This is a genomic window from Tardiphaga sp. (assembly GCF_028290785.1).
In the GTDB taxonomy this organism is placed as follows: domain Bacteria; phylum Pseudomonadota; class Alphaproteobacteria; order Rhizobiales; family Xanthobacteraceae; genus Tardiphaga.
In genome coordinates, this window is sequence record NZ_JAQGJD010000076.1 from 1 (window position 1) to 14,886 (window position 14,886).

General features: G+C 65.0%; 17 protein-coding genes. 10 read left to right on the top strand and 7 right to left on the bottom strand.

The genetic code is table 11. From position 1 onward, the window contains the following. Window positions 1–317 precede the first annotated feature (317 nt). Window positions 318–1,193 carry an SDR family NAD(P)-dependent oxidoreductase gene (locus JWR89_RS04330; RefSeq protein ID WP_299712157.1) on the bottom strand — a complete coding sequence of 292 codons (876 nt, stop codon included), beginning with the start codon at window positions 1,191–1,193 and terminating at the stop codon, window positions 318–320. Between the two features lie 100 nt (window positions 1,194–1,293). On the opposite strand from JWR89_RS04330, the gene JWR89_RS04335 reads away from it, so the two are divergent. After that, on the top strand, window positions 1,294–1,833 hold the full coding sequence (locus JWR89_RS04335; protein ID WP_299712159.1) for a MarR family winged helix-turn-helix transcriptional regulator: 540 nt from the start codon (window positions 1,294–1,296) through the stop codon (window positions 1,831–1,833). Here the strand turns inward: JWR89_RS04335 and JWR89_RS04340 are convergent. Then, complete coding sequence (locus tag JWR89_RS04340) at window positions 1,814–2,626, bottom strand: class I SAM-dependent methyltransferase (RefSeq protein WP_299712161.1); 813 nt, start codon at window positions 2,624–2,626, stop codon at window positions 1,814–1,816. The two genes, JWR89_RS04335 and JWR89_RS04340, sit on opposite strands and share 20 nt — an antisense overlap. A gap of 213 nt (window positions 2,627–2,839) precedes the next feature. On the opposite strand from JWR89_RS04340, the gene JWR89_RS04345 reads away from it, so the two are divergent. After that, entirely contained in the window at window positions 2,840–3,862 is a 1,023-nt protein-coding gene (locus JWR89_RS04345) for an LLM class flavin-dependent oxidoreductase (RefSeq protein WP_299712163.1), read from the top strand. A gap of 161 nt (window positions 3,863–4,023) precedes the next feature. Here JWR89_RS04345 and JWR89_RS04350 read toward each other — a convergent pair whose 3' ends face one another. Continuing rightward, window positions 4,024–4,347: a DUF1476 domain-containing protein gene (locus JWR89_RS04350; protein WP_299712165.1), complete on the bottom strand. Its 324-nt coding sequence runs from the start codon at window positions 4,345–4,347 to the stop codon at window positions 4,024–4,026. Window positions 4,348–4,659: 312 nt separating this feature from the next. Here JWR89_RS04350 and purC point away from each other — a divergent pair, with 312 nt between their 5' ends. The 6 genes from purC to JWR89_RS04380 all read left to right on the top strand — a co-directional run bounded on the left by purC (window position 4,660) and on the right by JWR89_RS04380 (window position 9,186). Beyond that, window positions 4,660–5,427, top strand: a complete 768-nt coding sequence (gene purC, locus JWR89_RS04355) for a phosphoribosylaminoimidazolesuccinocarboxamide synthase (protein WP_086937119.1) — start codon at window positions 4,660–4,662, stop codon at window positions 5,425–5,427. A gap of 157 nt (window positions 5,428–5,584) precedes the next feature. Beyond that, window positions 5,585–5,827 (top strand): phosphoribosylformylglycinamidine synthase subunit PurS, encoded by a 243-nt coding sequence (gene purS, locus JWR89_RS04360; protein ID WP_295850008.1) that lies wholly within the window; start codon window positions 5,585–5,587, stop codon window positions 5,825–5,827. 18 nt (window positions 5,828–5,845) lie between these two features. Then, complete coding sequence (locus JWR89_RS04365; RefSeq protein ID WP_299712171.1) at window positions 5,846–6,097, top strand: hypothetical protein; 252 nt, start codon at window positions 5,846–5,848, stop codon at window positions 6,095–6,097. Between the two features lies 1 nt (window position 6,098). Continuing rightward, window positions 6,099–6,800, top strand: coding sequence for a phosphoribosylformylglycinamidine synthase subunit PurQ (gene purQ / locus JWR89_RS04370; RefSeq protein WP_299712173.1), 702 nt, complete (start codon window positions 6,099–6,101; stop codon window positions 6,798–6,800). Next, window positions 6,797–7,768, top strand: coding sequence for a tripartite tricarboxylate transporter substrate-binding protein (locus JWR89_RS04375; protein WP_299712175.1), 972 nt, complete (start codon window positions 6,797–6,799; stop codon window positions 7,766–7,768). Before purQ ends, JWR89_RS04375 begins: the two co-directional genes overlap by 4 nt. Before the next feature lie 206 nt (window positions 7,769–7,974). Beyond that, complete coding sequence (locus JWR89_RS04380; RefSeq protein WP_299712177.1) at window positions 7,975–9,186, top strand: MFS transporter; 1,212 nt, start codon at window positions 7,975–7,977, stop codon at window positions 9,184–9,186. A 45-nt stretch (window positions 9,187–9,231) separates the two neighbouring features. Here the strand turns inward: JWR89_RS04380 and JWR89_RS04385 are convergent, their stop codons facing one another. Both JWR89_RS04385 and JWR89_RS04390 read right to left on the bottom strand, forming a co-directional pair. Continuing rightward, entirely contained in the window at window positions 9,232–9,633 is a 402-nt protein-coding gene (locus JWR89_RS04385) for a nuclear transport factor 2 family protein (protein ID WP_299712179.1), read from the bottom strand. Window position 9,634: 1 nt separating this feature from the next. Beyond that, window positions 9,635–10,531: an MBL fold metallo-hydrolase gene (locus JWR89_RS04390; RefSeq protein WP_299712181.1), complete on the bottom strand. Its 897-nt coding sequence runs from the start codon at window positions 10,529–10,531 to the stop codon at window positions 9,635–9,637. A 151-nt stretch (window positions 10,532–10,682) separates the two neighbouring features. Here JWR89_RS04390 and JWR89_RS04395 point away from each other — a divergent pair, with 151 nt between their 5' ends. Then, window positions 10,683–11,609 carry a LysR family transcriptional regulator gene (locus JWR89_RS04395; RefSeq protein WP_299712192.1) on the top strand — a complete coding sequence of 309 codons (927 nt, stop codon included), beginning with the start codon at window positions 10,683–10,685 and terminating at the stop codon, window positions 11,607–11,609. 82 nt (window positions 11,610–11,691) lie between these two features. Here JWR89_RS04395 and JWR89_RS04400 read toward each other — a convergent pair whose 3' ends face one another. Together JWR89_RS04400 and JWR89_RS04405 are read right to left on the bottom strand one after the other, a co-directional pair. Next, on the bottom strand, window positions 11,692–13,221 hold the full coding sequence (locus JWR89_RS04400) for a L,D-transpeptidase (RefSeq protein WP_299712183.1): 1,530 nt from the start codon (window positions 13,219–13,221) through the stop codon (window positions 11,692–11,694). Between the two features lie 182 nt (window positions 13,222–13,403). Then, complete coding sequence (locus tag JWR89_RS04405) at window positions 13,404–13,886, bottom strand: PaaI family thioesterase (RefSeq protein WP_299712186.1); 483 nt, start codon at window positions 13,884–13,886, stop codon at window positions 13,404–13,406. Window positions 13,887–14,065: 179 nt separating this feature from the next. Between JWR89_RS04405 and JWR89_RS04410 the strand changes: the two genes are divergently transcribed. Continuing rightward, the coding region (locus JWR89_RS04410; RefSeq protein ID WP_299712189.1) for an AIR synthase related protein at window positions 14,066–14,886 on the top strand (821 nt) is incomplete at its 3' end.

The following is a 14,886-nucleotide window of genomic DNA, read 5'->3' on the forward strand; positions in this document are numbered from 1 at the left end:
GGGGCATCGACCGTGACCGGCGGCAGCGACGACTGTGCCTGCGCGAAAGTGGGGGCGGAGAGGTCGGCCAGAACCAGCAAGGACGTGCCGATCAGCAGCCGCGCGCGGCGCCGCGCGAACACAGGACGGGGGCCGGCGAAAGGTTCGATGGTTTGGGTCGTCACGATAGTCACTTCCACGCTCGACATGAATCTACGTGGCCGCGTCTATCAGCGCTGTCTGATGAAAAGTAGATGGCAAGGGTTGCAAACAGTGCCAGCAAGATTGAATCGCTCTAAGTGCGACGACGGACGATGCGGGCGCCGCGATTGGTTCGTCTAAGCCACGGACCACCTCGCCAGCCGTTCGGCCGTCGCCTGCCACAGCGCCTGCTGCGCGTGTCGATCGGCGCCGGGCGAAACCGGCACCAGCGGGCGCGCGTCTTGGACGGAGAAATAGCCGCCGGTCACTTCCGCGAAGGCGGGATCGCGGGCGAGGCGGACGATGATGGCGGCGCCGCGCGCGGGATCGCCGATCCCGAGCCCGGCCAGCAGCCGCTGCAGCGGCGCGGCGAACCACAGCTCGCGGCCGAGCCCCGTCACGTTGAAGCCGGGACACAGGCAGTTCACCGCGACGCCGCGGCCCTCAAACTGCCGCGCCAGCTCCTGCGAGAACATGATGTCCAGCAGCTTGGTGCGGCCGTAGATCGCCGAGGAGCCGCGCGCGGTGAACGGCCTGATGTCGTCGAGCGCGGCCACCGGATCGAAGCCGGCGCCCTGCCGCGAGGCTTCCGAGGCCACGGCGACGATGCGCGACGGCGCCGAGCGCAGCAGGGTGTCGCGCAGCATGTCGGTCAAGAGCCACGGCGCCAGGTAGTTGACCGCGACCATCTCGGCATAGCCATCCGCCGTGATGCGCGGCGCGAAGGCGTGAATCCCGGCATTGTTGACCAGCACGTCGATCCGAGCGTGGCGCGCCGCGATCTCGCGCCCGAGCGCGGCCACCGAAGCGAGATCGCTGAAGTCGCCGTAGTAAACGTCGACCCGCGTGCCCGGCGCGGCCGCCTCGATCATCTGCACCGTCGCCTTGGCGCGGGCCCGGCTGCGCGCGGTGAGGACGAGGTGGGCGCCCTGGCGGGCCAGCGCCAGCGCCGCGCGCTGCCCGATGCCGCCGGTGGCTCCGGTGATCACCATCGTCGGAACGGGCTGTGGCATTGGCACTCTCTTTTATAATGGATAAATGTCCATTAGATAGATGGTGGACTTTTGTCAACCAATAGGCCCATGATCGGGCCGACAGGAGGGTGGATCGAACATGAAGACGCGGACGCAAGGGGGCAACGCCGGCCGCCGCGCGCGGCATGTCCGGGCGCTGGGCGAGGCGTTGCATGGGCTGGTGAGCGAGGCCCGTGCGGTGACGGCGCAGGCCGCGGCGATGTTTCATCCCGAATTGCAGCCGGCCGCCTTCCATATCGCGCTGTGGCTGCATTCGTTCGGCCCGGCCAAACCGAGCGCGGTAGCGCAAGCCGTTGCCATGGACCGCAGCGCCGCGAGTCGCCTGACCGGCGAACTGGTGCGCCTGAAGCTGGTGAAGTCGGCGACCGACGCCGCGGACAAGCGTGCCGTGGTGCTGTCGCTGACCGCCGACGGCCGCCGGCGGATCGAAGCCGCAATGCAGGCCAAGGGCGCCACCTTCCAGCACCGCGTCGCCGCCTGGAGCGAGGACGATCTGGTTCGCTGCACGGAACTGTTACGCAGGCTCACGGAGGGGACGGTCGCGGATCAACGCCGAGAGGAAGCCGTTAGCCCGTCGGGCGGGCGAGCGCCGAATACGGCTACACCACAGCCAAGATGACGTGTGCCTGAATCTTCGCAGCCACTTCGCCGTGGCCATGTCGCTCTGCGATCGCCGATGCCGCGTAGTCGGTTGCGGCTTGCAGCTCTCCCGGCCCTCTGGCCTCGATTTCGTTGCGGAGGACAGTTCCCTGACAATAGGCAACGGCCGGAAGCCGCGGCGAGGATGCGCGGCTTTGTTCAGCTTTCGTCTCGATTGCCACGCCGGAGAAACTCGCGCTCTCGAGCTCGCGGCGGATCAGCGCCGTATCGTGGTAGCCGTGCGGCGTGCGCGCGAGAAAGCGCGGCGGATCGTTCGGGAATATCCTGGCGAGCGCGTTCGTCACTTCATCCGCAAATGCATTCTCCTCGATGCGGTCCCATACGCTCAACAACAGATGTCCTCCGGGCTTCAGGACCCGCTTGGCTTCGCGGTAGGCCGAGATGCGGTCGGGAAAGAACATCGCGCCGAACTGGCAACATACCAGATCGAACGTCGCGTTTTCAAACGGCAACGCGAGCGCATCGGCCTGGCGCCAGGTAATGCGACTGTCGGGTGCTTGTCGCGAAGCGGCGTAGTCGAGCATCGGCTGGTTGAGGTCCGTCGCGATATAGCTTGCGCCGGCGGAGAGTTTTGGCAGCAATGCGCGGGTGACGACCCCGGTGCCGGCGGCGGTTTCCAGAACGGCTTGCGGTGACAAGGAAGCCGCGCGCTGCGCGAGATCCGCGGCGAACGGCTCGAAAATCAACGGCACCATATAGCGGTCGTAGTTTTCAGGAATCGAGCCCGCGAACACCTGGTCGGTTTCAAACATGGCGATCACCCGCGTCCGTCCGGTGGCTAGCAAGACCAGCAGATACAGACTAGCTGATATTGTCCGATTTGGGCCGTTTTCAACCAAGCGACATCCAGCCTGCCGCATGACTGCATCAATCCGGAAACCCACCGTTTCCGAAAAGCCCCTGTTACGGTTCCCGTTCAGCCTTAGATACGGTCACAGCAAACCCATCCCTCTGAGCATCTCTCCATGAAAAACATCGGCTTTCTCTCCTTCGGCCACTGGACGCCGTCATCCCAGTCGCAGGTACGCACCGCGTCCGACGCGCTGCTGCAATCGATCGAGCTGGCGGTGACCGCCGAACAGCTCGGCGCCGACGGGGCGTATTTTCGCGTGCATCATTTCGCCCGCCAGCTCGCTTCGCCGTTTCCGCTGCTGGCGGCGGTCGGCGCGCGCACCAAGTCGATCGAGATCGGCACCGCGGTGATCGACATGCGCTACGAGAACCCGCTCTATATGGCGGAAGACGCCGGTTCTGCGGATCTGATATCCGGCGGCCGGCTGCAGCTCGGGATTTCCCGCGGCTCGCCGGAGCAGGTGATCGACGGCTTTCGCCATTTCGGCTACGCGCCGCCGGAAGGGATGACCGACGCCGACATGGCGCGGCGTCACACCGAGGTGTTTTTGAACGTGCTGGAGGGCAAGGGCTTTGCCCAGCCGAATCCGTCGCCGATGTTTCCCAATCCGCCCGGCCTGCTGCGGCTCGAGCCGCATTCCGAAGGGCTGCGCGATCGGATCTGGTGGGGTGCCTCGACCAACGCTACGGCGGAGTGGGCGGCGAAGCTCGGCATGAACCTGCAGAGCTCGACGCTGAAGATCGACGAGAGCGGCAAGCCGTTTCACGTCCAGCAGGCCGAGCAGATTCGGCTCTACAAGGCGGCGTGGGCCGCTGCGGGGCACACGCGCGCGCCGCGCGTGTCGGTGAGCCGCAGCATCGTGGCTCTGATGAACGACCAGGACCGGATGTATTTCGGCCGCGAGGGCGGCGACAAGGACCAGGTCGGCTATCTCGGCGGCCACGAGCGCGCCATCTTCGGCCGCAGCTTTGCGGCGGAGCCGGAGGTGCTGATCAAGCAGCTCAAGGACGACGAGGGCATCGCGGAAGCGGATACGCTGCTGCTCACGGTGCCGAACCAGCTCGGCGTCGATTACAACGCGCATGTGATCGAGGCGATCCTCAAGCACGTCGCGCCGGGACTGGGCTGGCGGTAGCCTGTCATCCCGGCCCAGCGCGCACGTCAGTGCGCGCGCCGAGCCGGGATCCATAGCCTCTGTCTTCTCGGTGAAGACGGTCGCTGGCCGCGGGCTGCCACATATCGCTGGTGTGTATGGGTCCCCGCGTTCGCGGGGACGACACGGAGTTCGTGGCCCGCTTACGTCCCGGCCTTCACCTGCAGAATCGCCGTTGCCAGCAGTTCGTCCATCTTGGCGCGAATCTGCGGCTCGGTGATCGCCACGCCCTTGGCGGTGAGGTCGCCCAGCACCTTGCGCACCACGTCGGCGTCGCCGGCTTCCTCGAAATCGGCCGCGACCACTTCCTTGGCATAGGCGGCGGCTTCGTCGCTGCCCAGGCCGAGCTGTTCGGCGGTCCACAGGCCGAGCAGCTTGTTGCGGCGGGCCTCGGCCTTGAACTTCTGGCTCTCATCGAGCGCGTACTTGTTTTCGAAGGCGTCGCCGCGCTTGTCGAATGATGACATGGTTAAGTTCCGTTCGATCGAGAAAGGGGATGGCCGGCGGTGTTGTGGATGCCGTTCCGCACCCTAGATAGAGGTGGTGGGCAGGGCCCACAACCGGCGCAAGGTCGCAGGGCGGCGGATTGAGGGCGGTAAAACCCGGTCCCATCCGGCCGGATCGATTGTACTGGCGGGATCGATCGGCTAGGTTGGCCGCAGGCCCGGTTCTTGTTTCGTTTTCCCGTTCCTGGCCTTCACGGCAGCTCCGTCGTGGGTCGATCCCGTCACTCGGAGCACACCAATTCCATGGATTTCAACAACACACGGTACATCCCCATGAGCCGTCGACGTCGCATTTATGAAGGCAAAGGCAAGGTCCTGTATGAGGGCCCGGAGCCGGGCACCCTGATTCAGCACTTCAAGGATGACGCGACCGCGTTCAATGCCAAGAAGCATCAGGTGATCGAGGGCAAGGGCGTCCTCAACAACCGGATCTCGGAATACCTGTTCCAGCATCTGAACGACATCGGCGTCCCCACCCATTTCATCCGCCGCCTCAACATGCGCGAACAACTGATTCGCGAAGTCGAGATCGTGCCGCTGGAAGTGGTGGTGCGGAACGTGGCGGCAGGTTCGCTGTCGCAGCGCCTGGGGATCGAGGAGGGCACCCAGCTGCCGCGCTCGATCATCGAGTTCTATTACAAGAACGACCAGCTCAACGACCCGATGGTCTCGGAAGAGCACATCACCGCGTTCGGCTGGGCCACGCCGCAGGAAATCGACGACATCATGGCGCTGGCGATCCGCGTCAACGACTTCCTCACCGGACTGTTTCTCGGCATCGGCATTCGCCTGGTCGACTTCAAGATGGAATGCGGCCGGTTGTTCGAGAACGACATGATGCGCATCATCGTCGCCGACGAGATCTCGCCGGATTCGTGCCGGCTGTGGGACATCAAGTCGAACGAGAAGCTCGACAAGGACCGTTTCCGCCGGGATCTCGGCGGCGTGCTGGAGGCCTATACCGAGGTCGCCAAGCGTCTCGGCATCTTGGCCGAAAACGAACGCCCGATGGGCACGGGCCCCGTACTGGTGAAGAGCTGACCGCCAAAGGCGGTCATCTACGGCACACCAATTGGTGTGCCGGGGGGGCGGGAGCGGCGTAGCCGCGAGCGAACCCGGGATCTAGAAATGACAAACATATCCAGATTCCGGGTTCGATCGCGCAAGGGCGCGGCCGCCCCGGAATGACGAGGACCATATGAAAGCGCGTGTCACTGTTACGTTGAAGAACGGCATCCTGGATCCGCAGGGCAAGGCCATCGAGGGCGCGCTGAAGTCGCTCGGCGTCGAGGGCATTGCTTCGGTGCGGCAAGGCAAGGTGTTCGACATCGAGATCCCCGGCGGCGACAAGGCCACCGCGGAGGCGGCGTTGAAAGCCGCCGCCGACCGGCTGCTGGCCAACACCGTGATCGAGAATTATGCTATCGAGGTGCAGGGGTAGGCTTCCGGGGATCGGGTCATGGCTGAAGTAAGCAATGAGTTGATTTATGAGGTTGTGAAAGCCGTGCAGGCAAGGCTTGAGCAAGTCGATGGCAAGGTCGATGAACTCAAGCAGGAAATGCAGGCAATGCGCATGTCCCAGAACAGCCTTCGCCACGAGTTAGCCAGCATCCATAACGAAATCGCGAGCGTCCACGCCACGCTGGTGCGCCACGAACACCGGCTCGATCGCATCGAGCGTTGTATTGAACTCAACCAAGTCCGAGCCTGACATGAAATCCGCCGTCCTCGTTTTCCCCGGTATCAACCGCGAGCGCGACATGGCGCGCGCGCTCAAGCTCGCATCCGGGCAGGACGCCACCATGGTCTGGCATGCCGACACGGCGCTGCCCAAGGGTACCGACCTAGTCGTGGTGCCCGGCGGCTTTTCCTATGGCGACTATCTCCGTTGCGGGGCGATTGCGGCGCGTTCACCTGTGATGGATGCGGTGCGGGCGTTTGCCGCCGATGGCGGGCTGGTGCTCGGCGTCTGCAACGGCTTCCAGATCCTCTGCGAGTCCGGCCTGCTGCCGGGCATCCTGATGCGCAACGCCAAACTGAAATTCATCTGCCACGACGTGCATCTGCGCGTCGAGCGCTCCGACACCGCGTTTACCCGCGGCTACAATGCCGGCCAGGTAATCCGCGTGCCGATCGCCCACGGCGAGGGCAACTACACCGCCGATGCCGAGACGCTGAAGCGCCTCGAGGGCGACGGCCGCGTGCTGTACCGCTATTGCTCGCCGGCCGGCGACGTGAACGACACCCACAACATCAACGGCGCCGCGGCATCGATCGCCGGCATCGTCAACGATACAGGAAATGTACTTGGCATGATGCCGCATCCGGAAAACCACGTCGAAGACATCATGGGCTGCACTGACGGTCGCGGCCTGTTCGCCGGCCTTGTGGCGCAGTTGGAAAAAGCCGCGTGAGCGCGATCGTGCTGAAGATCATCGCCGCCGCGGCCGTTGCCGCCTTCACCGCGGTGACCGCGCAGGCGCAGGACTTTCCGAAGCGGCCCATCACCATGATCGTGCCGTTCGCGGCCGGCGGCACCTCGGACGTGATCGCGCGCGCGGTGGCCGAGCAGATGGCTGCCTCCTTGGGCCAGAGCGTCATCATCGAGAACGTTGCCGGCGCCGGCGGCTCTACCGCGCTGGCGCGCGCGGCGCGCGCCGCGCCGGACGGCTACACCATTGCCATCGGCAATGCCGGCACCAGTGCCGCGACCTACACCATCTATCCGAAGCTGCCGTTTACGCCGGACTCCTTTGCGCCGATCGCGATGGTCGCCAAGACCTTCGGCATCGTCGCGCTGCGCAAGGATTTTCCCGCCGCGACGCTGAAGGAGTTTCTGACCTACGCGAAAGCCAATCCCGGCAAGGTCAACCTCGGCCACGCCGGCGTCGGCTCGTCGAACTACCTGATCTGCAAGAGCTTCGTACAAGCCGCCGGCATCGACATCACGCTGGTCGGCTATCGTGGCGCGGCGCCCGCTTTGACCGACACCATCGGCGGACAGATCGACGGCGTCTGCGACAGCGCGGCCTCGGTGTCGCAGGCGATCGACGACAAGCTCGTGAAAGCGATGGTGGTCGGCTCCAATGTGCGGCTAGGGTCGCTGCCGGAACTGCCGACCTCAGCGGAAGCCGGCCTGCCTGAATTCGAGGCCCAGGGCTGGAACGGTCTGTTCGCTCCGAAGGGCACGCCGCCGGAGATCATCGCCAAGCTCAACGCCGCCGCGCGCTCGTCGGTGGAGAGCGACGTCGTCAAGAAGCGCTTCGCCGATCTCTCCACGGTGGCGCCGGACGCCAACGAGCACAGCCCGGACGTGCTGCAGCAACTAGTGACGCGCGACGTGGCCAAGTACCGCGAATTGCTGAAGAACGACAAGTTCTAACCACGACTGAGCCGGCATCGCGCAGCTCCGTCATCGCCCGGCTATTTGCGGGTGATGGCAGCGATGGCGCGCGTTGCGCAGGATGGCCCGGTCGCCACACTGCAGCGTGGTCACTCACATAAAAGTGAGGTAGTCCGCCAGCCTGTCTGTCGCTTTCGCGTTTTCCCGTTCGTCCTGTTTTTAGAAACCTGGAACGGGGACATGACATGAACAATTCTCGCTATCGCTGGGTTATTGTTGCAGCCGGCGGCCTGTTGGGCTGTGTGGCCATCGGTGGCATGTTTTCGCTGCCGGTCTTGCTGCAGCCGATCACGCGGGACACCGGCTGGTCGGTTGCCGGCGTATCCAGTGCCATGACGATCGGCTTCCTTGCCATGGGCTTGGCCAGCGTGATCTGGGGGACCTTGTCGGATCGGATCGGACCGCTGCCGGTTGTGTTGAGCGGCGCGGTCGTCATCGCGGTGGGTCTCGTCCTCGCAAGCCGCGCAACGTCACTGATCGAATTTCAACTCGTCTTCGGCCTGCTGGTGGGCGCGGCGACGGCGGCGATCTTCGCGCCGCTGATGGCCTGCGTGACCGGCTGGTTCGACACGCATCGCAGCCTTGCGGTGTCGCTGGTATCGGCCGGAATGGGAATGGCGCCGATGACCATGTCGCCGCTCGTGGCCTGGCTGGTCTCCAGTTACGACTGGCGGACCACGCTGCAGATACTGGCCGCCGTCGTCGCAGCCATCATGATTCCGGTCGCGCTGCTGGTGCGTCGCCCGCCTGCGCTCGCGGTTGCCGACTCCGCACCCGGCAACGCGGAACCGGCATCGGAGATGTCGCTTGCACAGGCGGTACGGTCGCCGCAGTTCGTCGTCCTTCTGGCGACGAATTTCTTCTGCTGCGCCACGCATTCCGGCCCGATCATCCATACCGTGAGCTACGCGATCAGTTGCGGCATTCCGATGCTGGCCGCGGTGTCCATCTACAGCGTGGAAGGGCTGGCGGGATTGGGCGGTCGTATCGCGTTCGGCTTGCTCGGCGACCGGTTTGGCGCCAGGCGCGTTCTGGTGGTGGGGCTGCTGGCTCAGGCGTTCGGCGCGCTGGCCTATGTCTTCGTGCGCGAGCTTGCGGCGTTTTATGCGGTCGCCGCACTGTTCGGCTTCATCTATGCCGGCGTCATGCCGCTCTATTCCGTGCTGGCGCGAGAAAACTTTCCGTTGAAGATGATGGGCACCATGATCGGCGGCATCGCGATGGCGGGCAGTCTCGGCATGGCCACGGGCCCGGTTGCCGGCGGCCTGATCTACGACACCTTTGCCAGCTATGCGTGGCTGTATATCGGTGCGTGGGGCATGGGCATCGGTGCGTTCCTGATGGCCCTGGGCTTCCGACCGTTCCCGAAAGCCACGGCGACGCCGGTGCCCGCGTGATCCCGCCGGCTCGCATCCGGGGCGCGAGAGTTGCGGCGTCTTCTGTTACTTGACGTCCGCCAATAGCGCTTGCTGAACCACATGGCTGTCGACGTATTGCATCATGCGCATGATCTTGCCGCCCTTCAACTCATACAGATGTGCGAAGGCGGCGCGCATCGACTTGCCCGTCGCATTGTAGGTGCCGGAGTAGACTCCGAAGGCGGCGACGCGGTCGCCGTCTTCGAGATAGGTGTGAACGGCGGCACGATAGCCGGTCCATTCGGTCGCCAGGCGCCGAAAGACGCCTGCGACGATCGCTTCCGGGCCGACATACGTTCCCGCATAGGGAAAACCCTCGGCCTCGGTCCATTCCACGTTGGGCGCGAGAACGGCCAGCAGGTTTCGGCCATTCTCATCCGAAGAGCCTTCATAGGTGGCCCGGACCAGATCGAGGTTGGTGCTCATCTCAGCCCCACTTCATCTCGCCGGTGGCCACCTTCGAACCGATATCGAGCGCGACGCCCATGCCGAGACCGGGGAAACGGGCATCCATGGCGCCCTTGAGCGCGGCGGCGTCCTTGGCCTTGGCCAGTTCTTCCTCGAACGCGATCAGATAGGCCTTTGTGTGCGCGATGCCCGACAGGTCCGTCGTGGACGCCGGCGTCATGTGGCCGGCGACGACGATCGCCGGCTTGCGGGCCGCGATCTTGTCGAGATTGGCGACCCAGGCAGCTCGCTGCTCTTTGGTCGGGGTGTCGGCGGTCCAGACGTGGACGCCCGAGAACACCAGAACCCCGCCGAACACGGCGTTGAGCGACGGCACGAACAGATAGCGGCGGTTGGCCAACCCGTCGGCATTGACGATCTCGATGGTCTCGCCATCGACGGTGAGCTTGTTGTCGTCGAAGGCGGTCGGCAGGATGACATCGGCCAGCGTCTGCGGGCCGTTCTCCTTGAGCTGCGGCCCCCACACTGCGAGCTTCTTTTCCACATTGCCTTTGATGGCATTCAGCGTCGCCGACGCCGCGAGCACGCGAGCTTCCGGGAAGGCTTCCTTGATCGGCTTGAGGCTGAAGTAATAGTCCGGGTCGGCCTGGCTCACATAGATGGTGGTCAGCTTCTTGCCGCTTGCCTTGATCGCCTCGGCGACGGCGCGGCCGTCGGGGTAGCTGAAGCCGCCATCGATCAGAACGGCCTCGGACACCCCCGTGATGAGAACAGGCGCGCGGAAGAATCCGCTTGGTCCGGCGGGGAGGTGCTTCCAGGAAAGACCACCGGCCGCTTGGCCGGTTCCCTCTGGCGCGAACGCCGCGGCGGCGCCGGCGGCAAGAGTCGTTTTCATGAGGCTTCTCCGGGTGAACATGAATGTCTCCTGTGAGGGCGGAAAGATCGGGATCCAGAAAGGGCGCGTCCTCTGGTCCGCAACATGGCACTGGCCGGCTGATCGCAGAAGGTCAACAAAACTGACAGAATATATGCTAGAAGATGACAATCGAATTGTCGGGCGTGGCTCCATGAACCTCAATCGTTTGGCCTATTTCGCTGCCGTCGTGGATACCGGCTCGTTCACCCGCGCCGCGGAACGGCTCGGCATCACCAAGGCGGTGGTCAGTCAGCAGGTCGCGCAGCTTGAGCGCGATTTGAGCAGCAGCCTGCTGATCCGCACGACGCGCCGCGTGCAGCCCACCGAGGCCGGGCTGGTGCTGCATGCACGCTGCGTGAAGATCCTGCGCGAAGCGGAGGATGCGTTCGACGAACTCGCCCAGGCCGGCGCCGAGCCGACCGGCACGTTGCGTCTCACGGCGCCCCACGACTACGGCGTCGCGATGGTCGTGCCTGTCGTGGCCGCATTCGCGGCGCGGTATCCCGCCTGCAGGGTCGAACAAACGCTCAGCGATCAGACCCTGGACCTGACCTCCGGCAAGATGGACATGGCCATCCGCGTCGGCTGGCTCATGGATTCCGGGCTGCAGGCGCGGCAGATCGCGACGTTCGCGCAGTATCTCGTCGGCGCCCCGGCGCTCATCGAACGGATCGGCGCCGGTCGCGATCCGGAAGACCTCGTGGCAATGCCATTCATCGCCAACATGGCGCTGCGCGAGCCGCTGCTGTGGCAGTTCTCATTAGGCGATGGCGCACCCCGCAGCGTACGCGCCAAAGCGAATATCGCGATCGACACGACGCCCGGCGTGCTTGCGGCCGTGCGGGCAGGCGGCGGTCTTTCGGTGCTGCCGGATTTCCTGGTGGCCGACGACCTCGCGGCGGGGCGGCTAAGCCGAGCGCTGCCGACATGGAGCCTGCCGTCCGGCGGCATCTATACCGTCTATCCCGCGGCGCGCTTCCGGCCGCGAAAAGTCACCGCATTCGTCGAGATGCTTATTGCCGCCGAGCGGAAGAAGGAGGCGATAGCGGCGAAGCGAGATCAACGCGAGAGGTCTTGATAGAAGAATCCCGGACGCAGCGGCTCGGAGCTTCTTCTCCCTACTAGCGAAGCTTTGCTGCGCGCGGGGGAGGGAAAAAGCGTCACCACCAGCCGCGTTGCACCGGGCGAACGGGCGGGCCGCCGCGGCGCGGATCGAACGGTTGCGTGCCCCAGTTGCGCGGCGAGAAGAAGCCGAAGCCGTCGTCGTCCTGATCGTCGCGGCTCGCCACCGCCGTCGTCGGCTTGCGCGTGACGAAGCCGCCCTGCGGCTGATTTTCCAGCACCGCGACGAACTCGGTGCGATAGTTGGTTTCGGCGCTCAGCGGCTCGTCCGAAATCACGATCGAGGAGCGCGGCATCGCGGTCGGCGCGATGCGGTCGAGCACCTCCTGCGGGATGGTGATGCGGTCGAGTGCGTTCTTGGCGTCGTCGGCATGATCGATGGTCACCGCGGTCCAGCGCAGGCCGGCATCGTTGCGCGCCACCGCGGTGAACACATGGGTGCCGATCGGCTGGTTGGGATTGCGGATCGTGATGGGCACTTCGATGCTGGAATCGAACACCTCGCCGCCGCCATCCGGTGCGGGTTTGTGGGTGTTGCGCCGGACGTAGAGCTTCTGCGTCGCGCGGCTGATGTAGACCGAGACCGGTTCGAGCGCGAGTTTGGCCTCACTGGCCGCCCTGGCGGTGTCGGCCTTCTTCGCTACTGCCGCCCTCGCGGCCTCCTTGATGGCGGCGATGGTGGGTTTTGACGCGGCCGCGGCGCGGGCGGCATCGAGCTGCGATCCCAGCTCCGCGACGCTGGCGGTGGTCTTCGCTTTCAATTCCTCGGCCTTCGCCCTGGCAGGCTCCGTGCTGGCGGCGGCGAGCAATTTTTCAGCAGAGACGAGGTCGCGGTCGGCGCGGGTTTTCTGCGCCTGCAGCTTGCGCAGCGACGCCGCAAGCGCCGCCGTCTCGCGCGCCGCGGTCTTGGCGGTCAGCTTCGCCTCCTCGGCGCTCTTCGCGGCCTCGGCGGCGTCGCGGGCGAGCGTCTCGGCCCGCGCGGGGGCGGCGGCAATGGCCTCCAGCTTCGGCGCGAACAGCGCCGGATGGGAAAATGCGATCGGTTCGGCATCGTTCGGCGAGATGATCACCCGCATCCCGATCCGCGTCTTGTCGAACAGCTTTTCCGCAAAGCCGAACGGCATCCGCACGCAGCCGTGCGAGGCGGCGTAGCCGGGCAGCGGCCCGCCATGCAGCGCGACGCCGTTCCAGGTGATGCGCTGCATGTGCGGCATCCAGGCGTCGTCATACATGGTGGAGTGGTGGTCCTTGTCCTTCTCGAGCAAGGCGAACACGCCGGCCGGGGTCTCGCGGCCCGTGGTGCCGGTCGAGACCGGCGCGCGAAAAATCCAGCCCTCGGCGTCGTACAACGTGACCTGCTGGCTCTTGATCGACACGATCGCCATGATCGGCTCGCCGGCCTCGCGCGGCGCTGTCGCCTCGGTGGCGGCCGCGGGCTTTTTCGGTTTCGCCGCAGCGTCGGCATTGAACGCCGTCAGCGCGGCCATCGCCGCGAGCGCCGCCATCGCGGAGCAGCCCCAACGCCGCACCGGCGCGGTGGATGGCGCCGTCAGAAATCGATGTCCCATGCCTTGTCCCGGATAAACTGCGCGTCCGCGGTTGCGTCGGTCAGATGTCAGACTGGAATTCTTCATCACGCGTCGCCCGTCTCCGCCGATTCGGTCTTCAACTATAAGCAAGCGCTGTGGCGATTCTCTGAAATACGACAGCCCGCGCAGGAGGAAGTTCCGTAGGGTGCCTTTGCCGCGAATTATTCCGCAACCGCCACCGGCTTCGGCTTCTTCTTCACCCGCTTGATGGTGCCTGAGAACGAGAACAGTCTGCGCTCGCCGGATCGCAGGATGCCGCGCAGGAAGATCAGCGAGCCGCCAATCCTTGTCATCTCGCCGTCGCAGTCGATGCGGTCGCCTTCGCGCGCGGCGTCGAGGAACTCGCAGCCGAAAGACACCGTGATGCCGGGGCCCTGCAGCTCGCGCGAGGCGAGCGCGAACAGGCAGTAGTCGGCGAAGGTCATGTAGCAACCGCCATGGACATTTTTCATACCATTGAGGTGCTTCTTCTCGACGCGAAAGGCGCAGCGCACGGTGCCGTCGGGCTCGACCTTGTGCCAGAACGGGCCGTTGTTGGATTCGAAGGAATCACGGCTCCAGGTAGTCCAGCCCGCAAACTCGCCCTCGGTGGCGGTCACGATGGCTGAGGAAAACGGGATGGTCTCGGGCGCGGCGGTATTCACGGTCTGAACTCCTTGGAATGCTTCCGAAAAGTGTTAAATCCGATCCATCCGCCGGGCGCAAATGCCGCTTCCTGCGGCAATCGCCGTAAATCCTTGGACAGGGCGGAAGCAGGGGGTAAAAGCCCTTTTCCCGCTGTTCCGTTCTTCCTATGAAGAGCCTCCACTAGCGCAGAGTCCCGATGAATCAGCCCCAGATTACCCCCGAACTCGTCGCCTCCCACGGCCTCAAGCCCGACGAGTACGCGCGCATCCTCAAGCTGATCGGCAGGGTTCCGAGCTTCACGGAACTCGGCATCTTCTCGGCGATGTGGAACGAGCACTGTTCGTACAAATCCTCGCGCATCCACCTCAAGGGGCTGCCGACCAAGGCGCCGTGGGTGCTGCAGGGGCCGGGCGAGAACGCCGGGGTGATCGACATCGGCGACAACCAGGCCATCGTGTTCAAGATGGAGAGCCACAACCACCCCTCCTATATCGAGCCCTATCAGGGCGCCACCACCGGCGTCGGCGGCATTCTCCGCGACGTGTTCACCATGGGCGCGCGGCCGATCGCCTGCCTCAATGCGCTGTCATTCGGCGCGCCCGAGCATCCCAAGACCAAGCATCTGGTGTCCGGCGTGGTGGCCGGCGTCGGCGGCTACGGCAATTCGTTCGGCGTGCCCACCGTGGGCGGGCAGATGCGCTTCCACACCCGCTATGACGGCAACAACCTCGTCAACGCCATGGCCGTCGGCCTGGCCGATGCCGACAAGATCTTTCTCGCCGCGGCGTCGGGCGTCAATATGCCGATCGTCTATCTGGGATCGAAGACCGGCCGCGACGGCATCCACGGCGCCTCGATGGCTTCCGCCGAATTCGACGAGGATTCCGCCGAGAAGCGCCCGACGGTGCAGGTCGGCGATCCCTTCGCGGAAAAACTGCTGCTGGAAGCCTGCCTCGAAATCATGGCGGCGGATTGCGTCGTTGCGATTCTGGATATGGGTGCTGCGGGCCTGACCTG